This is a genomic window from Xanthomonas campestris pv. asclepiadis (assembly GCF_020784175.1).
Lineage (GTDB): Bacteria > Pseudomonadota > Gammaproteobacteria > Xanthomonadales > Xanthomonadaceae > Xanthomonas > Xanthomonas campestris_D.
This window is the reverse complement of the sequence record NZ_JAJGQM010000004.1, coordinates 47,441-66,351: the sequence shown is the minus strand read 5'-3', so window position 1 is coordinate 66,351 and position 18,911 is coordinate 47,441. Positions and strand designations below refer to the sequence as shown.

Annotated in this window: 14 protein-coding genes; 5 read left to right on the top strand and 9 right to left on the bottom strand. The window is 67.3% G+C overall.

The features are described from left to right. Window positions 1-202: 202 nt before the first annotated feature. Window positions 203-841, bottom strand: coding sequence for a tetratricopeptide repeat protein (locus tag LL972_RS03225; RefSeq protein ID WP_228326359.1), 639 nt, complete (start codon window positions 839-841; stop codon window positions 203-205). A 195-nt stretch (window positions 842-1,036) separates the two neighbouring features. Here LL972_RS03225 and LL972_RS03220 point away from each other — a divergent pair, with 195 nt between their 5' ends. Continuing rightward, entirely contained in the window at window positions 1,037-4,744 is a 3,708-nt protein-coding gene (locus LL972_RS03220) for an indolepyruvate ferredoxin oxidoreductase family protein (protein WP_228326358.1), read from the top strand. Window positions 4,745-5,001: 257 nt separating this feature from the next. Here the strand turns inward: LL972_RS03220 and LL972_RS03215 are convergent, their stop codons facing one another. From LL972_RS03215 to egtB, 3 genes are read right to left on the bottom strand one after another with little or no spacing between them, the layout of a single operon-like run. Next, the gene (locus tag LL972_RS03215; RefSeq protein ID WP_228326357.1) at window positions 5,002-5,271 is read right to left on the bottom strand and encodes a DUF3253 domain-containing protein; all 270 of its coding nucleotides are present in this window, start codon (window positions 5,269-5,271) and stop codon (window positions 5,002-5,004) included. A 15-nt stretch (window positions 5,272-5,286) separates the two neighbouring features. Then, window positions 5,287-6,273 (bottom strand): L-histidine N(alpha)-methyltransferase, encoded by a 987-nt coding sequence (gene egtD / locus LL972_RS03210; protein WP_228326356.1) that lies wholly within the window; start codon window positions 6,271-6,273, stop codon window positions 5,287-5,289. Beyond that, window positions 6,270-7,559: an ergothioneine biosynthesis protein EgtB gene (gene egtB / locus LL972_RS03205; protein WP_228326355.1), complete on the bottom strand. Its 1,290-nt coding sequence runs from the start codon at window positions 7,557-7,559 to the stop codon at window positions 6,270-6,272. The genes egtD and egtB overlap by 4 nt, the downstream gene beginning before the upstream one ends. A 65-nt stretch (window positions 7,560-7,624) precedes the next feature. On the opposite strand from egtB, the gene LL972_RS03200 reads away from it, so the two are divergent. Then, a complete protein-coding gene (locus tag LL972_RS03200; protein WP_228326354.1) occupies window positions 7,625-8,806 on the top strand; it encodes an aminotransferase class V-fold PLP-dependent enzyme in 1,182 nt (393 codons plus the stop codon). A 120-nt stretch (window positions 8,807-8,926) separates the two neighbouring features. On the opposite strand, the gene LL972_RS03195 is transcribed toward LL972_RS03200, so the two are convergent. The 4 genes from LL972_RS03195 to LL972_RS03180 are packed head-to-tail and all read right to left on the bottom strand — an operon-like array spanning window position 8,927 to window position 12,778. After that, window positions 8,927-10,399, bottom strand: a complete 1,473-nt coding sequence (locus LL972_RS03195) for a glycine betaine ABC transporter substrate-binding protein (protein ID WP_228326353.1) — start codon at window positions 10,397-10,399, stop codon at window positions 8,927-8,929. After that, window positions 10,396-11,133: an ATP-binding cassette domain-containing protein gene (locus LL972_RS03190; protein ID WP_119130112.1), complete on the bottom strand. Its 738-nt coding sequence runs from the start codon at window positions 11,131-11,133 to the stop codon at window positions 10,396-10,398. Before LL972_RS03190 ends, LL972_RS03195 begins: the two co-directional genes overlap by 4 nt. A 48-nt stretch (window positions 11,134-11,181) precedes the next feature. After that, window positions 11,182-11,520: a calcium-dependent protein kinase 21 gene (locus LL972_RS03185; protein ID WP_228326352.1), complete on the bottom strand. Its 339-nt coding sequence runs from the start codon at window positions 11,518-11,520 to the stop codon at window positions 11,182-11,184. Window positions 11,521-11,572: 52 nt separating this feature from the next. Beyond that, window positions 11,573-12,778 (bottom strand): DesA family fatty acid desaturase, encoded by a 1,206-nt coding sequence (locus LL972_RS03180; RefSeq protein ID WP_104650437.1) that lies wholly within the window; start codon window positions 12,776-12,778, stop codon window positions 11,573-11,575. 153 nt (window positions 12,779-12,931) lie between these two features. Between LL972_RS03180 and LL972_RS03175 the strand changes: the two genes are divergently transcribed. The 3 genes from LL972_RS03175 to LL972_RS03165 all read left to right on the top strand — a co-directional run bounded on the left by LL972_RS03175 (window position 12,932) and on the right by LL972_RS03165 (window position 16,311). Beyond that, the gene (locus LL972_RS03175; RefSeq protein ID WP_119130111.1) at window positions 12,932-13,777 is read left to right on the top strand and encodes an ABC transporter ATP-binding protein; all 846 of its coding nucleotides are present in this window, start codon (window positions 12,932-12,934) and stop codon (window positions 13,775-13,777) included. Between the two features lie 248 nt (window positions 13,778-14,025). Next, window positions 14,026-15,036, top strand: a complete 1,011-nt coding sequence (locus LL972_RS03170) for a TIGR00266 family protein (RefSeq protein WP_228326351.1) — start codon at window positions 14,026-14,028, stop codon at window positions 15,034-15,036. A gap of 237 nt (window positions 15,037-15,273) precedes the next feature. After that, a complete protein-coding gene (locus LL972_RS03165; RefSeq protein ID WP_228326350.1) occupies window positions 15,274-16,311 on the top strand; it encodes a patatin-like phospholipase family protein in 1,038 nt (345 codons plus the stop codon). A 349-nt stretch (window positions 16,312-16,660) separates the two neighbouring features. On the opposite strand, the gene LL972_RS03160 is transcribed toward LL972_RS03165, so the two are convergent. Then, complete coding sequence (locus LL972_RS03160; protein ID WP_228326349.1) at window positions 16,661-18,862, bottom strand: TonB-dependent siderophore receptor; 2,202 nt, start codon at window positions 18,860-18,862, stop codon at window positions 16,661-16,663. Between the last annotated feature and the right edge of the window lie 49 nt (window positions 18,863-18,911).

Here is an 18,911-nt window from a genome sequence, read left to right as displayed (position 1 = left end):
GCTTACAAGGACGTACTTGCAGCGTGTCCCGCGATGGTGGGCGGGCAAGGGCCCTGCAGCCAAGTCGCAGCCCATCCGCTCTACAGCTGACCTACCCGCACAGGCCAGTCGCAAGTCGCGTTGGCCTGTGACGGCCGCAAAGCCACGTAAGCGCTGATGCACCGCGGCGCGCTGCAAGGGCTTTCCGCAGCACCCCGCCGCGTTACGGAAACGCCGGCGGGTTCGCCTGCCATGCAGCAAAGACCTCGGCCAGCGTCGCGCGTTCGGCCTCGCGCCAGTCCGGCAGCAGGGTGGCGTAGCCGGCGGTACTGCTCCAGCGATCCGGCCAGGTGCGCACAGCGGCGGCATACCACTCGACCGCCTCCTGCTTCCGCCCGGCGCGCCATAGCGCCAGCGCCGCGGTGGTCGGCAGCCAGGCCGGCGCGGCCGGGCGGCCGTTGGCCAGGGTGGCCCACTGCTGCAAGGCCTTGTCGGCCTGGTCGGCGCGCAACAGATCCCAGCCGTAGTTCCAGGTGATGGCGCGGTACTGCTGGCTACCACTGGAGACTAGCCCCAGGGCGCCCTGATAGAGCTCGTCGCCCAACTGCGTGCGTCCACCGGCATAGGCCAGCGACGCCAGCTGCGCGCGCGGCTCGGCAGCGCGGGCGTCACGCTGCACCATCGCCGCCAAACGGTCGATCACCGCATCGCCCTGCCCCTGCACGGCCACCACCGCCTTGGTGGTGCCGCGATCTTCGTCGAAATAGAACTCCTTGGGCTTGGGCAGGTTCTGCGCCTGCGCCATCGACCACACGCCTCCGAGCAAGGCCAACATCGCGGCCCATGCGTATTTCCTTTTCACTGGCTTTATCCCCTGACAGCAAACGACCCTTCCCGTCCCCATCCTAACCGCAGCGCGACGGCTGCGCATCCGCGTGCAACGGGCGCGTGAAAGGCGACTGTTACACTTTGTGCCGCCGTTTTGGAATCCGTCGGGCGGACCATCTGGTTTCAGATGACACGCACCGGGGTCCCAGCCACCCTTTCCGGGCACGCCATGACCAGTACCGCTGCACTCTCTTCTCCCGACTCTGCCAACACGCCGGAGCTCGGCCAGGTGGATGCGGATTACACGCTGGAGCACAAGTACACGCGCGCCGATGGGCGCATCTACTTGTCCGGCGTGCAGGCGCTGGTGCGGCTGCCGTTGATGCAACGCCTGCGCGATGATGCCGCCGGGCTTGCGACTGCCGGCTTCATCAGCGGCTATCGCGGCAGCCCGCTGGGCGGCTTCGATCTGGAGCTGTGGCGTGCGCGCAAGCATCTGGACGCGGCCAGCGTGACCTTCACCCCCGGCCTCAACGAAGACCTGGCCGCCACCATGGTCTGGGGCACCCAGCAGACCAACCTGTTCCCCGGCGCCAAGGTGCAGGGCGTCTACGGCATGTGGTACGGCAAGGGCCCGGGCGTGGATCGCAGCGGCGATGTGTTCAAGCACGGCAACGCCGCCGGCACCTCACCACATGGCGGCGTGCTGGCGCTGGCCGCCGACGACCATGCCTGCCGCAGCTCGACCCTGCCGCACGGCTCGGAAGAGGAATTCGTCAGCGCGATGATGCCGATCCTCAACCCGGCCGGGGTGCAGGACATCCTGGACATGGGCCTGCTCGGTTGGGCGATGAGCCGCTATACCGGGCGCTGGGTCGGCTTCAAGACCATTGCCGAGACGGTTGAGTCGTCGGCCTCGGTGGATGTGGATCCGTTCGCACGCAGCATCGTGCTGCCGGAGGACTTTGCGCTGCCGCCGGGCGGCCTGAGCATTCGCTGGCCGGATCCGCCGGTGGACCAGGAAATGCGCCTGCACCGCTATGCGATTGCCGCCGCGCAGGCCTTCGCACGCGCCAACCAGATCGACAAGGTGGTGCTTGATTCGCCGCATGCGCGGCTGGGCATCGTCACCACCGGCAAGAGCTATCTGGACGTGTTGCAGGCGCTGGAATACCTGGGCCTGGATGCGCAGGCCTGCGCGCAGATCGGCATCCGCGTGTACAAGGTCGGCATGACCTGGCCGCTGGAGCCGGTGGGCATCAGCGCGTTCGCGCGCGGGCTCGACGACATCGTGGTGGTGGAAGAAAAAAAGGCCTTCATCGAGCGCCAGATGAAGGAGCTGTTCTACAACTGGCCGGCCAGCGCCGGTGCGCGGCCGAGCATCGTCGGCAAGTACGACGAGCAGGGCGAATGGATCCTGCCCTCCACTGGCGAGCTGACCCCGGCCACGATCGCGGCGGTGATCGGCAAGCGCATCCAGCGCTTTGCGCTGCCGTCCAGCGCGATGACCGAGTCGATCGAACAACGGCTGCGCTGGATGGACAGCAAGGAAGCCGAAATGGCCTTGCCGCGCGCGCTGTTCCCGCGTGTGCCGCATTACTGCTCCGGCTGCCCGCACAACACCTCCACGGCGGTGCCGGAAGGCGCGCGTGCGCTGGGCGGCATCGGTTGCCATTACATGGTGACCTGGATGAACCGCTCCACCGACACCTTCACCCATATGGGTGGCGAAGGCGTGACCTGGTCGGGGCAGGCACCGTTCACCGACACGCCGCACGTGTTCCAGAACCTGGGCGACGGCACCTATTTCCACAGCGGTTCCCTGGCAATCCGGCAGTCGGTCGCCACCGGCGTCAACATCACCTACAAGATCCTCTACAACGATGCGGTGGCGATGACCGGCGGCCAGCCGGTGGACGGCACGCTCACCGTGCCGGACATCGCGCACCAGCTGCGCGCCGAAGGCATCCACGAGATCATCGTGGTCAGCGACGACATCGGCAAATGGACGCGCCGGCGCGAACGGTTTCCGAGCGATGTGACGTTCCATGATCGCAGCGAACTGGATGCGGTGCAGCAGCATCTGCGCACGATCAAGGGCGTGTCGATCCTGATCTACGACCAGACCTGCGCCACCGAAAAACGCCGCCGCCGCAAGCGCGGCAAGCTGATCGACCCGCCCAAGCGCGTCATGATCAATTCGCTGGTGTGCGAAGGCTGCGGCGATTGCGGCGAAAAGAGTTTCTGCGTGTCGGTCTTGCCCAAGGACACCGAATTCGGCCGCAAGCGGCAGATCGACCAATCCAACTGCAACAAGGATTATTCCTGCGTGTCGGGCTTTTGCCCGAGCTTTGTCACCGTGCATGGCGGTGCGCCGCGCAAGGGCAAGCAGCGCGATGCCAGCGCATTGCTGGACAACCTGCCCGCGCCGCCGCAACGCACCACGCTGGACCAGCCCTGGAACATCCTGATCACCGGCGTCGGCGGCACCGGCGTGGTGACCATCGGTGCGCTGCTCGGCATGGCCGGGCATCTGGAGGGCAAGGGTGCCACCGTGCTGGACCAGACCGGGCTGGCGCAGAAGGGCGGCGCGGTGACCACGCATATCCGCATCGCGCGCCGGCCGGCCGATATCCACGCGGTACGCATCGCTGCCGGCGAAGCGGATCTGGTGCTGGGCTGCGACATGGTGGTGGTCAACGATTACTGGGCCCTGTCCAAGGTGCGCGACGGCCGCACGCAGGTAGTGCTCAACACCTACGAAGCGATGCCGGGCAACTTCACCACCCAGCCGGATCTGCAGTTCCCCGCCGCCGAGATCATTGCCGGCGTGCGCACCGCTTTGGGCGGCCAGGAACCCTTGTTGCTGGATGCCACGCAACTGGCGACCGCGCTGCTGGGCGATGCGATCGCCAGCAACCTGTTCGTGCTCGGCTATGCCTGGCAACACGGACTGGTGCCGTTGTCGCATGCGGCGTTGATGCGCGCGATCGAGCTCAATGGTGCGGCGGTGGCGATGAACCAGCAGGCGTTTGCGTGGGGGCGGCTGGCGGCGGTGGATCTGCCGGCAGTGCGGCATGCGGCGGGCTTGCGTAATGTCGGCGAGCTTGCGCATGCGCAGGGCGAGACACCGCCAGCGCGCGCACCCGGCAGCTGGGAAGAACACGATCTCGGCGGGCAAACTGCGCCGCGCGCGCTGGCGCAAAGCGACGGCAACACGCTGCATGGCGATGTCGATGCGCCGACGCATCCGCTCGACGACGAGCAGCTGGCGCAGTCGCTGGACGAAGCCATCGCGCGGCGCGTGGCGTTTCTGACCGACTACCAGGATGCCGCCTACGCGCAGCGTTATCGCAGCCTGGTCGAGCGTGTGCGCAGGCACGAGGCGCAACATGCGCCCGGCAGCAGCGTGTTGAGTGAGGCAGTGGCGCGTTACTTCTTCAAGCTGATGGCCTACAAGGACGAATACGAAGTGGCGCGCCTGTACACGCGCGGCGACTTCCAGCGCCGGCTGCAGCAGCAGTTCGACGGCGACTACACGCTGCGCTTCCACCTGGCACCGCCGCTGTTGGTCAGGAGGGATGCGCACGGCCATGCGATCAAGCGCGAATACGGGCCGTGGATGTTCACTGCGTTCAAGCTGCTGGCGCGGCTGAGATTCCTGCGCGGCGGCAAGCTCGATGTGTTCGGCTACAGCGCCGAACGGCGTGGCGAGCGTCAACTGATTGCCGATTACGTGGCGACAGTGGACACGCTGCTGGAACGGCTGGATGCCGACAACGTCGGCCTGGCGGCGCAGATCGCCAGCATCCCCGAACACATCCGCGGCTATGGCCATATCAAACACGCGCACCTGCAGGAAGCCAAGACACGCGAAGCGGCGCTGCTGGCGCAGTGGCGCAATCCCAAGGCATTGCATGTGGTGCAGGCGGCCTAAGACGGCACGGGCGGCCAGGTCAGCGTTGCAGCGCTAAAACGTTGCGCGCTGATCGGTTGGCGCGTCGCCGGTAGTGCTGCAGTGGCAGGCTGGTGTGTTGTGGCTCGGATGTCGCGCAGCGGCCGCTGCTGTAGTACGTGATCGCGTTCGCGCATGACATCGGTCAACGCATGCTGGGTCAATGTGCTGTCGGCGCCATGATCAGCAGCGTCTCCCTGCCTCGCACGAACGGTGATGCGCACGCAAGGCACCGCCCGTCATTCGAAACGCCGACCACGCATCAGACGGACCGGGCCACGTACGGTGCCCAGGTCGACCACGTCACCGCGCTGGGTGATCTGTACCACGTCCCTGCTGGCCAGATCGGCGGCAACGCTGCGTACCTGCGGCATCAGCGCGCGCCAGCGCATTTCGTCCCCGCTGAGTGCGCGGGCAACCTCGGACGGGCAGATCGACTGCTCCGGCAGCCGACGCGCCAGCAGCGCGCGGATGGTCGCGACGATCTGCGCGTCGTCGATCCTTAGCACGCCAGATGCCAGAGGTCAGAGCGGGCGCAACACGCGTAGCCCGAACCAGTCCTTGGCGTCGTTCCAGCCGTGGGTGACCTTCAGCCCGGCGGCGGCGGCGAGTCCGGCAAAGCGCGCGTCGGTGTACTTGTAGCTGTATTCGACCTGCATCGCTTCGCCTTCGGCAAACGCGAATTCCTTCCCGCCCACCTGCACGCGCTGTGCGCGCTGGCTGATCAGGAAGGTTTCGATACGGCCACGTTCGCGCGCGTACACGGCGTGGTGGCGGAAGCCGTCCAGACCGAAGTCGCTGCCGATCTCGCGGTTGAGCCGCGCCAGCAGGTTCAAGGTGAACTCGGCAGTGACGCCGGCCGCATCGTTGTAGGCCGCCTCGATCAGCCCGGCATCCTTGTCCAGGTCGATGCCGATCAAGGCGCAGCCGTCGCTGCCCATGGTCTGGCGCATCGCATCCATCAACTCGACGGCGGCAGCGTCGGTGAAATTGCCCAGCGTCGAGCCGGGGAAGAACACCAGATGCCGGCGCGCCGGGCGCTGCGCATCGGGCAGCTGCAGCGGCTTGGTGAAGTCGGTGCACACCGGCAGCATCTGGATCTGTGGAAACTGCTGCGCCAGCCGCGCGGTGCTGTCGAGCAAGGCGGTGCGGGAGATTTCCAGCGGCGTGTAGGCCACTACATCGCGCAGCCCCTGCAGCAGCAACTCGGTCTTGCGACCGCTGCCGCTGCCGTATTCGACCACGTGCACGCCGGCGCCGATGGCCTGCGCGATCGCCGGCATGCTTGCTTCCAGCAACGCCAGTTCGGTGCCGGTGAGGTAGTACTCCGGCTGCCGGGTGATCGCCTCGAACAACTGCGAGCCGCGTGCATCGTAGAAATATTTCGACGGCAGCGTCTTGGGCGTTTGCGACAGGCCGGCCAGCGCGTCGGCGGTGATGTCGTCCGGTTGCGGGCGCAGGTCGGTCAGCGCGGCGTGCGCGCGTTGCATGGCATGGGCGGCGGCGTTCAAGGCAGATCCTTGGCAAGGCGCACGCCGGCAAACTGCCAACGCGCATCGGAGGGGAAAAAGTTGCGGTAACTGGCGCGGACATGGCTGGCCGGGGTGGCACAACTGCCGCCGCGCAGCACCCATTGCGCATTCATGAATTTGCCGTTGTATTCGCCCAGCGACCCGGGCCACGGCGCAAAGCCGGGATACGGCAGGTAGGCGCTGCCGGTCCATTCCCAGACATCGCCGAACAACTGCTGCAGACCGGTATCCACCGCATCGGCGCCGCGCGGATGCAAGGCGTCGTTATCGACGAAATTGCCCTGCACCGGCACACCGGTGGCGGCCTGTTCCCACTCGGCTTCGGTGGGCAGGCGCGCGCCGGCCCAGCGCGCGAACGCATCGGCTTCGAACAGGCTCAGGTGGCATACCGGCGCATGCGCATCGCGCGGGCGCCAGCCATCCAGGGTGAACTCTCGTCCGTCCGCATCCCAATACAGCGGATGCTGCCAGCCTTGCGCCTGCACCATCGCCCAGCCATCGCTGAGCCAGGCACCGGCACTGCGGTAACCACCGGCGTCGATGAACGCCTGGAACTCGGCGTTGCTGACCACGCGATGCGCCAACGCATGCGCACCGACCAGCACGCGATGACGCGGCGACTCGTTGTCGTAGGCGAAGGTGTCGGCCTGCGGCCATGCCGCTGCGCCGATCTCCACGATCTGTTCGTCGCGTGCCTGCCAGCGCAGCGTGCTGGCGACGGCGGCAGGCGGTGCCGGCGCATCGCGATACGCCGGCTGCAGCGGATTGCTCCACAGCGCGTGCTTGATATCGGTCAACAGCAATTCCTGGTGCTGCTGCTCGTGCTGGATGCCGAGTTGCACGATGGTGCAGGCCTGCGCATCCAACGTCCCATCACCCAGGCGCTGCTGCATGTGCGTATCGACCGCGGCGCGGTAGTCGCGCACCTGCTGCAACGACGGCCGCGACAACACGCCGCGGCGCGCGCGCGCATGCATCGGGCCCACGCTCTGGTAATAGCTGTTGAACAGAAAATCCCAGGCCGGGTCGAACACGCGGTAGGCCGGATCGGTCTGCAGCACGAAGCGTTCGAAAAACCAGGTGGTGTGCGCCAGATGCCATTTGCTGGGGCTGGCGTCCGGCATGCTCTGCACCATCGCGTCTTCGGCGCTCAGGGGTGCGGCGAGGCGATCGCTCAGCGCGCGGGTCTGCGCGTAGCGTTCCAGCAGCGTCAGCTGCTGTTGCTGGTGGTGGCCCAGCAGAGGTGAGAGTGCAGACATTGCCATATGCTTGAGGACCGCACGTGAACGCGCCGTGTCGGCAGCATGGCAGCCAGCGGTAAGCTGTCGCCATGTCCTCTTTTTCTTTGTCCAGCCTGCTCCCCACGCCCATCGCATGGGAACAACGTCAGCAGGCATTTGCGTTGCCTGCCGACATCACCTATCTGGATGCCGCCTCGCGCGGCCCGCTGCTGCGCGCAGTGCAAACGGTTGCGCATCAGGCGGTGGATGCACTGGCCACGCCATGGCGGTTGCCGTTCGATGCGTGGCTGCAGGACATCGAGCGTTTGCGCGCGCTCGCTGCAGGCCTGTTCGACGACGATGCCGACGGCGTGGCGATGCTGCCTTCGGCCGCGCATGGGCTAGCCACCGCCGCACGCAATCTGCCGTTGCAACGCGGCGAGGCGGTGTTGCTGCTGGAAGGCCAGTTCCCCTCCAACCTGCTGATCTGGCAACGCCGCTGCGACGAGGTGGGTGCGCATATCGTGGCGGTGTCCACGGCCGGTGGCGAGGGCTTGACCGAGGCGGTGCTGCAGGCCATCGCCGACACCGCGGCACTGCGCATCGTGACGTTGCCGCATGCGTACTGGCTCGATGGGCGACAGCTCGATCTGGACCGCATCAGCGCCGCGGTGCACGCACGCGGTGCGGCGCTGGTGCTGGACCTGAGCCAGAGCCTGGGCGTGCTGCCGACCGACCTGCCGCGCTGGCGGCCGGATTTTGTGGTCAGCGTCGGCCACAAATGGCTGCTGGGGCCGATGGGACTGGCCTGGCTGTGGGTGGCACCGCCATGGCGGGCGCAGGGCGTGCCGATCGAGGAACACTGGATCGGCCGCGATGCCGGCAGCAGCTGGGAATTTCCGGCCGCCAAGGCGCCGTCCTATCGCAGCGGGGCACGACGCTTCGATGCGGGCGGGGTTGCCGATCCGCTGCGGATTGCAATGGCGACGGTGGCATTGCAGCAGGTCGCTACCTGGCGCCCGGCGCGCATCGGGCAGGCGCTGGGCGCGCTCACCGCGCGCTGCGATGCGGCGCTGCGGGCACGCGGTCTAGGCAGTTGGTGCACGCCCACACACGCGCCGCATCTGACCGCCCTGCAGCCACCAGCGAACCAGCTGGAGGCCGTGGCGACAACGTTCGGCGAACATGGGGCGATCTGCACACGGCGGCACGGACGTCTACGGATCGCACCGCACCTGAGTGTCACCGGTGATGCGCTGTCAGGTCTGATCGCAGCGCTGCCAGAGCCATGACGCAGCGCCAGTAGGAGCGGACCCGGCCGCGACAGGGCGTTACCGAGTATTGTCAGGCGTTACCGGGATGACGCCATGTCCCGGTAACGCCCCGTCTCGGCAGGGTCCGCTCCTACGTGTTCAACCGCGTTGGCTGATGCGCAAGCCACGCGGCGTGACCCAGCGCTCCAGGCCTTCGAACACCGCCTGCACGATCAGCGCAAGCACCGCCGCGGGAATCGCGCCTTCCAGAATCAGGCCGATGTCGTCCAGGCGGATGCCGGTAAGGATCGGTTGGCCGTAGCCGCCTGCGCCGATCAAGGCGCCCAGCGTGGCGGTGCCCACGTTGATCACCGCAGCGGTCTGGATGCCGGCCACGATGGTGCGACGTGCCAGCGCCAGTTCCACCCGCCACAGGCGCGTCCATGCCGGCAGCCCAATCGCCTGGGCGGTCTGGCGCAACTCGCGCGGGATCGAGGTCAGCCCGGCATGCGTGTTGCGCACGATCGGCAGCAGGCTGTAGAGAAACAATGCGGCAATTGCCGGTCTGGCGCCGATGCCGAACAGAGGAATCATGAAGACGAACACCGCCAGCGACGGCAGCGTCTGCAATACACCGGTCAACGACAGCACCACCTGCCCGAGCCGCGGCCGCCGGGCCGCCAGCACGCCCAGCGGCAACGCGATCAGCAAGGCAAAGCCCAGCGAGATGCCGACCAGGGCCAGATGCTCGCGCGTATGCCGCAGCAGACGCGCCACACGCGAGTCGGCTGCCGATGCCGGCGCAACGCCCAGCCACTGCGCAGCCACCGCCGCCTCGGACTGACGCTCCAGCTTCACCTGCGCGTTGAGCCGCTGCATGGTCGCCTCGTCGATGCGCCCCTGCAGCCCCTGCAATGCCTTGAGCATCGCCGGTGAGCGCTGCGCCAGGTCCTTGCGATACAGGAACACCGCCTGGTAATCGGGAAAGTAATGGCGGTCGTCGCGCAGCACCTGCAACCGGTAATACGGAATTTCCGCATCGGTGCTGTACAGATCGGTGACCTCGATCGCCCCGCTCTGCAACGCGCGATAGGCCAGATCGTGATCCAGCCCGGTCGCGGTCTGCGGCAGTGCATACGCGGCGCGCACGCCGGGCCAGCCGTCGGCGCGCTGCATGAATTCGTTGCTCAGGCCGATGGTGAGCGATGGATGCCGCGCCAGATCCGACATCGAGGCGATGCCGAGCGCCTGCGCGCGCTCGACGCGCATGCCGAAGGCATAGGTGTTCTGGAAGCCGAGCGAATCGGTCATCGCCAGCCCGCGCGCGTCCAGTGCGGCGCGCAGTTTGGCCTGGCTGGCCTTGGGCAGCTGCAGCAGTTCCTGCGCCAGCGTGCCGGTGTATTCGGCGTACGCATCGATCTGCCCGGTCTCCAGCGCGCGCCACAGGATGCGCGTGCCACCGAGCTGCGCACGGTGTTGCACATCCACGCCGTCGCGCTGCCCGGCGGCGGTGGCGATCTCACCCAGCAGCACGGCCTCGGTGAAGTTCTTCGAGCCGATCGTCACCCGCGCGGCCTGCGCACCGACGCTTGCGATCAGCAGTGCAACGGCGAACAGCACGCGCGCGATCATGCGGCGTCGCCGATGCTGCGCTGCGCAGTGAGAAAGCGCTGCACGAACGGATCGGCCGGCTGTTCCAGCAGGCTGCGCGCACTGCCCTGCTGCACCACCTGGCCGGCGCGCATCAGTACCAGGGTGTCGGCCAGGTAGGCGGCTTCGGCCACGTCATGGGTCACCAGCACCACGGTCTTGCCGAGCTGGGCGAACAGCGCGCGCATCTGGGCCTGCAGGTCGTAACGCACGATCGGGTCGAGCGCGCCCAGCGGCTCGTCCAGCAGCAAGGCCGGTGGGTCCAGCATCAGCGCCCGGATCAATCCCACGCGCTGGCGCTGACCACCGGAGAGCTCGGCCGGATAGCGCGCCAGCAGCTCCGGCGGCAACTGGCATAGCGCGCACAAGGTCTGCAGGCGTTGATCGATGCGTTGCCGGGTCCAGCCCAGCGTCTGCGCCAGCAACACCACGTTGCTGCGTGCATCCAGATGCGGAAACAGCCCGCCTTCCTGGATCACATAGCCGATGCGCTGGCGCTGCGCCTGCAGGCTGGCGCGTTGCAACGGCGCACCATCGAAGGCGACCGTGCCGCTGTCCGGCCATTCCAGCCCGACCAGCATCCGCAGCACAGTGGACTTGCCGGCGCCGCTGGGGCCGATCAAGGCGGTGGTGATGCCGCTGGCGAAATGCAGCGAGACCGCGTCGAGGGCAATGGCCTGGCCGTAGCGCCGGCTGACCTGGTCGAGAGTGAACATGCGCTCGAGCTTGCCGAACGCAGCGTCAGACGCGCGCGAAGGTACGCATCAGCGCGGCGGCGCCAGCAATTCGCGTGCGCTCAGGTAGCCGTCGCCATTGGCGTCCTGCCGCGCGAAACGCTCTATCAGCGTGGCGCGATGCGCGGCACGGGTGATCGGCTTGCCGCGTCGGCCAGGCAGTTCACCGCCCTGCAACACGCCGTCGTGGTCCAGGTCGCGCTGATCGAAGGCGTAGCTCATCCACGCCAGGTATTCATCGCGACCGACGCGGCCATCGCCATCGGTATCCATGCGCTGCAGATACTGCTGGCTGTCCTGCACCTGGGCCTGCGCTTGCGCGAACACGGCCGGCCCGCACACACCACAGGCCATCACCAAACCGCGCATAACCGAACCATGCGCTCCGCGCGCACGCACATCAGCCCGCGTGCCGCCATGCTCACGACCCACTCAGCGCATAACCCTTCAACCGCGCCGCATAGGCCTGCAAGGCGGCGTTGCCGCTGGCTTCGGCTTCGTGGCACCACTGCTGCAGGTGCTTGAGCCGTTCGGACGCATCGTGGCTGCGCGCCTCCAGCACGGCGGTCAGGCGTGCGCGGTACTCCACCAGCGTGCGCATGCGCGGGCGCTCGGCCACCCAGTGCTGCAATTGCGCACGCGCATCGGGCTTGAGCCAACGCCCGTCATCGACCAGGCCCTTGCGCAGGCGCCGCGGCAGCAACTGCCGCAGCTTGGCGCCGGTAGCCGCGGCCTCTTCGCGCAGCGCCGGGGTGAACACATTGCGCTGGTAGTCGGTCATGGCCTGGAAGCGATGCGAGAGCAAGGCCTTGAGCGTGTCGGCATCGGGCACCGCGATGTTGGGGCGGATGTCCAGCGACGGCGCCACGCGCAACACCTTGGCCAGACCGATCGCCTGCAGCCCGCGAATGGCGACCCAGCCGATATCCAGCTCCCAGCGCCGCATCGAGAACCGCGCCGAACTCGGGAACGCATGATGGTTGTTGTGCAGCTCTTCGCCACCGATCCACAGCGCCCACGGCGTGAGGTTGGTGGAGGTGTCGGCCGATTCGAAATTGCGATAGCCCCACCAGTGGCCCAGGCCGTTGACCACGCCGGCGGCCCAGAACGGAATCCATGCCATCTGGATCGCCCATAGCGCGATGCCGGGCAAACCGAACAGCACCGCGTTGATCACCAGCAGCGCGATCGGGCCGGCATTGGCATGCGGGGTGTAAAGGTGCCGCTCGATCCAGTCGGTGGGCGCGCCCTTGCCGTACTGCTCGATGTCGGCACGCTGCGCGCGTGCTTCGCGGTACAGCTCCACGCCACGCCAGAACACCTGGCCGATGCCCTTGGTCTGCGGGCTGTGCGGGTCTTCCTCGGTCTCGACCTTGGCGTGATGCTTGCGATGGATCGCCACCCACTCGCGGGTGATCATCGAGGTGGTCAGCCAGGTCCAGAAGCGGAAGAAATGCGCCACCACCGGATGGAAGTCCACACCGCGATGGGCCTGGCTGCGATGCAGGTACAGGGTCACCGCGAAGATGGTGAGCTGGGTGAACACCAGCAGCACTGCCAGCATGCCCCACACGCCCAGCCCGGCCACGCCGGAGGTCAGCACGTCGATGATCGGGTCGGACAACATCGGCATCTCCACAGCGGCGCCATTGGGTTGGGTCGATGCAGACATGATGGGGGCGATGGCGGCAAACTTCACCCTTCGGATGCGTAGGGTGCGCCCTACATTCCTAAAGCGGTTCACACGCCACCTTTCCCCACTGCGCCTGATGTCACCCCTATGACGGTTACTGCCCAGATGTCCACCGATCCTGCTGCTGTTGCGAACGCCACCCCGTTGATCGAGCTCGACCAGGCCAGCGTGATGCGCGGCCAGGTGCGCGTGCTGCATGCGCTCAGCCTGCGCATCGCGCTGGGGCAGCACACCGCCATCCTCGGCCCCAATGGCTGCGGCAAATCCTCCTTCATCAAACTGATCACCCGCGAGCTGTATCCGCTGGTGCGCGCCGATGGCCAGGCAGCGGTGAAAGTACTCGGGCAGACGCGCTGGCAGGTGGATCGCCTGCGCTCGCAGCTGGGTATCGTCACCGGCGATCTCAGCGTCAACCTGGCCGACATGCCGGGGCTGGACGTGGAGAGCGCGGTGCTGTCCGGCTTCTTTGCCAGCTATGTGGTGCCGCCGCATCGCGAGATCAGCGACGCCATGCGCGCGCGGGCACGTGAGGCATTGGCCCTGGCGCGCGCCCTGCCGTTGCTGGACCGGCAGTTTGCCGAACTGTCGGCCGGCGAAACCCGCCGCGTGCTGATCGCGCGCGCACTGGTCAACCGCCCGCAGGCGTTGCTGCTGGACGAGCCGTCCACCGGCCTGGACCTGGTGGCGCGCCAGCACCTGCTCGACACCATGCGCCACCTGGCCCGGCAAGGCATCACGCTGATCCTGGTGACCCATCACATCGAGGAAATCGTGCCGGAGATCGCGCGGGTGATCCTGCTGCGTGCCGGCACCGTGGTGGCCGACGGTCCGCGCGACGCGCTGCTCACCGATGCCAGCCTGTCGGACGTGTTCGCCGGCCCGGTGCGGGTGCAGCGCGACGGCGAACGCTATTGGGCGACGGTCGGGGAATAAGCGCGAGGCCAATGCGGCGGTCAGCGTGACGGCGTTGTCGGAGGCAGGCGCCAACCACGCTCCGGCCCACTTCAACGCGATTGCCTGCTCACGACCGCCCTGGCGGCATGCAGGCCTGAGCGGCACGTGTGGGATATCTGCCCGGTGGCAACCACACCTGACCGCCCTCCCGGCATGACCTTGGACACGGGACGCGATCGCGGCGGCTGCGCTTAGACTCGGCGCACGCACAGACAGGAGGCGTCCCGATGGCCCAGTGGTATTTCCATGTTCCCGGACAGGCCGATCGCATCGGCCCACTCGACGACGCCAGCGCCCGCGCGCATGCCCAGCGCCAGCCCGACGCGCTGGCCTGGCGCGACGGACTCGATGGCTGGACGCCGGCCCGCCAGCTGGCCGAGCTGCAGGGTAGCGGCAGCCTGCCGCCACCGCTGACCGGCGCGGCCGGGCGTGCCGACGAGATCGACTACCGCATCGTCGGCAACGACATGCAGTTCGTCGAGGTCGAGCTGGACCCGGGCGAAAGCGCCATCGCCGAGGCCGGCGCATTGATGTACAAGGACGCCGCAGTGCAGATGGACACCGTGTTCGGCGACGGCTCGCATGCCGGCCAGAGCGGCGGCGGCGGGCTGATGGGCAAGCTGCTGTCGGCGGGCAAGCGCGTGGTCACTGGCGAGAGCATGTTCACCACGGTGTTCACCCATGCCGGCAACGGCAAGGCCAGGGTCGCATTCGCCGCGCCCTATCCGGGCACGGTGCTGGCGCTGCGCCTGTCCGAGCATGGCGGGCAACTGATCTGCCAGAAGGACAGCTTCCTGGCCGGCGCGCGCGGGGTGTCGTTGGGCATCGCGTTTCAACGCAAGATCCTCACCGGCCTGTTCGGCGGCGAGGGCTTCATCATGCAGAAGCTCGAAGGCGACGGCTGGGTCTTCGTGCATGCCGGCGGCACCGTGGTGGAACGCGAGCTCGGCCCCGGCGAACGCATCGATGTGGACACCGGCTGCGTGGTCGCCTATCACGCCGGCGTGGACATGGACGTGCGCCGCGTCGCCGGCCTGAAGAGCATGTTTTTCGGCGGCGAAGGCGTGTTCCTGGCCACCCTCACCGGCCCCGGCAAGGTCTGGCTGCAATCGCTGCCGTTCTCGCGCATGGCCGGGCGCATGCTGCAGGCCGCCCCGCAGGCCGGCGGCCAGCAACGCGGCGAAGGCTCGGTGCTGGGCGGGCTGGGGCGGTTGCTGGATGGGGATAACCGGTTCTGATGGTTGGGGTGAGGGTGTGGAGCGAAGCGGCGCCTGGATCGGGATGACACAAGGCTTCGCACGTACCCTCATCCGGCGCTGCGCGCCACCTTCTCCCGGTGGGAGAAGGGACGGCCGTTGCCTGCTACATCTGCGCTCTGCGCACGTTCCCGTCACCTCGCGCGCCGACCAGGCAGCGCAGCCACGGTGACGGCACGCGTGTATTCTCCCTCGCCTTCCATCCAACAGTCCGTCGCCATGACCGCGCTCCGCCGCCCCCGCTTTCTCGCCTTGATGTCCTTGCTCGGTCTGCTCTGCGCCTGCGGCGGCGAGCCGCGTCCGGCGGCACCGGCGCCGGTGGTGCAGGCGCCTTCTGCCGGCGCGCCCAAGCCGGTGAAGATCGGCGTGGCGCTCGGTGGCGGCGCGGCCAAGGGTTTTGCGCATATCGGCGTGATCAAGATGCTCGAAGCCAACGGCTTTGCGCCGGTGGTGGTGTCTGGCACCAGCGCCGGCAGCGTGGTCGGGGCGTTGTATGCCAGCGGCATGGATGCGTTCCAGATGCAGGAAAAAGCCGTTGCGCTCGACCAGACCAGCATCCGCGACGTGCGGATCTTTTCCGGCGGCCTGGTGCAGGGCCAGAAGCTGCAGGACTATGTCAATGAGCAACTGGGCGGCAAGCCGATCGACAAATTGCGCAAGCCGTTCGCGGCGGTTGCCACGCGGCTGGAAGACGGCGAACGCACCGTGTTCGTGCGCGGCAATGCCGGCCAGGCGGTGCGCGCGTCCAGCAGCATTCCCGGCGTGTTCGAACCGGTGACCATCGGCCAATACCACTATGTGGACGGCGGCGTGGTCAGCCCGGTGCCGGTGGATGCCGCGCGCCAGCTCGGCGCCGAATTCGTGGTGGCGGTGGACATCTCCAGCAAGGCCAGCGGCAAGAATCCCGGCGACCTGCTCGGCACCGTCAACCAGTCGATCTCGATCATGGGCCAGCGCCTGGGCGAGGCCGAACTCAAGCGTGCCGACGTGGTGATCCGCCCCAAGGTCAGCGACATCGGCTCGGCCGATTTCAACCAGCGTGGTGCGGCCATCCTGGAAGGCGAACGGGCCGCGATGGCGGCGATGCCGCAAATCCGCGCCAAGATCGCGCAGTTGCAGGCGCAGCGCAGCAGTGCCCCGCGTACTGCCGCCGAGCAGGCGGCCGCCGCCAAGGCGGATGCGTATCGGCGCTGTCTGGAAGAGCGCTCGCGCTGGCAGAAACTGCGCGGCAAGGACGAGGCCTGCGTGGCGCCGTGAGGCGGATGCAGTGCGAGGAAATGCGGAGGTGATGCGGGTACCGCGCAAGGCCATACGGAGCTGAGCGGGTGCGGCGCGCCTGTTGCGAGACGCACGCTTTTAGAGCCGATGCGTCGGGCAACTGCGTTGTTCATGCCTGGTGTCGATGCACCGAGCGTGTGCCGGGCGGGGTCGCGGCCTGGGGCGCGCTGACGACGTGTCGGAACTGGGTCGCGGCCGGGTCCGCTCCTACGGTGACGGGGCGGTCTTTGGTGTATTGGGTAACGTCGGCACGGCCAGTACCGCTCCTGTAGGAGCTGCCCTGGCCACGATGCCTTACCGGTAACGCATCCGCATCATCGGCAACGCGTCAATAGCGCCAACGCAACGACACGCTGACAAAACGCGGTTCGCCATAATTCTGGTAATCCAGGTTGGCCCAGTAGGTCTTGTCGAAGGCGTTGCGTACCGCCAGCGTGGCGGTCCATTGATCGCTGATGCGGTAGTTGGCGTTGAAGTGCACCAGTGCGTACGCGTTCTGCACCACGGTCACCGGCGTGGTGGCGCCGCTGCCGTCGCCGGTGGGGCGCTCGATGTTGAAGCCGCGCACCGCGCTCTGCCAGCTGACGCCGCCGCCGATGCTCAGGCGCTCCCAGGCACCGGGCAGGCGCAGCTGCGTGGACAGCTGCAGGTAATCCTCGGGCAGGTTGGCGTAGATCGCATCGGTGGGCGGGCGCGTCACCTTGACGTGGGTAAAGCCGGCATTGACGGTCCAGCCGGGCAGGATCTCGCCGTTGACATCCATTTCCCAGCCACGGCTCTTGGTGCCGTTGATGCCGATGTAGGCCGAGTTGCCGTCCGGCAGCGAGGATTCCGGCTGGGTCATGTCGCGCACGGCGAAGTTGTCCTGCTTGGCCTCGAACACAGCGGCGGTGGCCATCGCATGGCCGTCGAGCAACTGCGCCTTGATGCCGGCTTCCAGGTTGGAGCCTTCCACCGGGGCGAGCAGGTTGTTGTCCTTGTCGCGGTAGTTCTGCGGATTGAAGATTTCGGTGTAGCTGGCGTAGAGCGACACCTCCGGCACGATGTCGTAGACCACTCCCACGTACGGGGTGACTTCGTCGCTCACTTCATAGCGGCCGCTGGTGCCGGTATAGGCGCCACTGGTGTCGAAGGCCTGAGTACGGGTTTCCCAGGAGCTCAGGCGGGCACCGGCGATCAGCGACAGCGGGTCGGCCAGACGCAAGCGGGTCGAGGCATACACGCCACGCTGCGTGGTGCGCGCTTCGCTGCGGCGGCCGCTGCGCGCATAGGTCACCTCGGACGCATTGCCATCCCAGTTGCGGATGTTGGGGATGAAATAGCAACGTTCGCCATCGCAGGTGGCCCAGTCATCGGGATAGGTCTGCGCGACGCCGTAGGAGGTCGACTGCAGATCCTGCCAGCTGCCGCCGATCACCACATCGTGCTGGCGGCCGAACAACGAGAAACCGCCGGATAGATACACATCGACGCCATCGCGGGTATCGCTGGTTTCGCCAACGCCGGTGCGCAGGAACATGCCGCTGCCGTCAGCGGCCGGATAGCCGGTGCCATAGACGCGCAGGCTCTGCACATCGCCCTTGGTGTGCGCGTAGTTGACGCGCAGCAACCAGTCCTCGCCGAAGCGCTGCTCAAGATTGGCGAAGGCGGTGCTGGTTTCGCGCTGCCAGCGGGTCCACTCCGGCGCCAGGTTGGTGGAGCGCGACAGGTTGGCCAGCGAACCATCGGCGGCGAAGAACGGCACCGTGCCCCAGGTCGAGCCGACCGGGCTGTTGTCCTGGCGCTGATACCCGACGGTGAGCGTGGTGCTGTCGGTCAGGTCGCCTTCCAGCACCGCCATGCCCGACATCTTGTTGTCGTGGTAACGGTCGTAGTAGTAATCGCGATCCTGCCAGGCCGCCACCACGCGGCTGCGCCAGCGCCCGTCTTCTGTCAGCGGCGCATTGACGTCGGCCTGCATGCGGCGGAAATCCCAGGTGCCCGCACTCACCGCGAACGAGGCGTCGAAGTCCTTGCCCGGGCGCTTGCGCAGCAGGTTGACTGTTGCCGAGGGAATGCCGGCGCCGGTGAGCAGGCCGTTGGCGCCGCGGATCACCTCGATGCGATCGTAGAAGACCGTGTCGTATTCCTGATTGGTCGCGCCGCTGTAGGTGGGCAGGCCATCGACCTGGAAGTCGGTGATCTGAAAGCCGCGCGCGAAATATAGCGGGCGCTGGGTGTCGTAGAACGACACGTTGACGCCGGTGACGTTGCGCATCACATCGTCGATGCTGAACAGCGATTGCTCTTCCAGCCGCTGCAACCCGATCACGCTCACCGATTGCGGCGTTTCCTGCAGGGTCAGCGGCAGGCGCGTGGTGGTGGCCGGCTGTGCGCGGCTCACCGCGCCGTTGACATTGACCTGGTCCAGCGTCTTGGCATCGCTTGCATCGGCGGCGGCACTGTCGGCACGGGCAGCGCAGGGCGTCAGCGCCAACGCGCACAGCAAGGCAGCGGACAACGTGGCCAGGGGAGCGGAAATCGCGGGCATTGGAGGGTTTCTCATCGATCGGTGCGGGACGCGTGGCGTCACGGGGCAG

Coding starts and splice junctions, on each gene's coding strand:
- LL972_RS03200 (WP_228326354.1), top strand. CDS start 7,625: ATGTCCTCTTTTTCTTTGTCCAGCCTGCTCCCCACGCCCATCGCATGG.
- LL972_RS03165 (WP_228326350.1), top strand. CDS start 15,274: ATGACCGCGCTCCGCCGCCCCCGCTTTCTCGCCTTGATGTCCTTGCTC.
- egtB (WP_228326355.1), bottom strand. CDS start 7,559: ATGGCAATGTCTGCACTCTCACCTCTGCTGGGCCACCACCAGCAACAG.
- LL972_RS03175 (WP_119130111.1), top strand. CDS start 12,932: ATGACGGTTACTGCCCAGATGTCCACCGATCCTGCTGCTGTTGCGAAC.
- LL972_RS03180 (WP_104650437.1), bottom strand. CDS start 12,778: ATGTTGTCCGACCCGATCATCGACGTGCTGACCTCCGGCGTGGCCGGG.
- LL972_RS03185 (WP_228326352.1), bottom strand. CDS start 11,520: ATGCGCGGTTTGGTGATGGCCTGTGGTGTGTGCGGGCCGGCCGTGTTC.
- LL972_RS03195 (WP_228326353.1), bottom strand. CDS start 10,399: ATGATCGCGCGCGTGCTGTTCGCCGTTGCACTGCTGATCGCAAGCGTC.
- LL972_RS03190 (WP_119130112.1), bottom strand. CDS start 11,133: ATGTTCACTCTCGACCAGGTCAGCCGGCGCTACGGCCAGGCCATTGCC.
- LL972_RS03170 (WP_228326351.1), top strand. CDS start 14,026: ATGGCCCAGTGGTATTTCCATGTTCCCGGACAGGCCGATCGCATCGGC.
- LL972_RS03160 (WP_228326349.1), bottom strand. CDS start 18,862: ATGCCCGCGATTTCCGCTCCCCTGGCCACGTTGTCCGCTGCCTTGCTG.
- LL972_RS03220 (WP_228326358.1), top strand. CDS start 1,037: ATGACCAGTACCGCTGCACTCTCTTCTCCCGACTCTGCCAACACGCCG.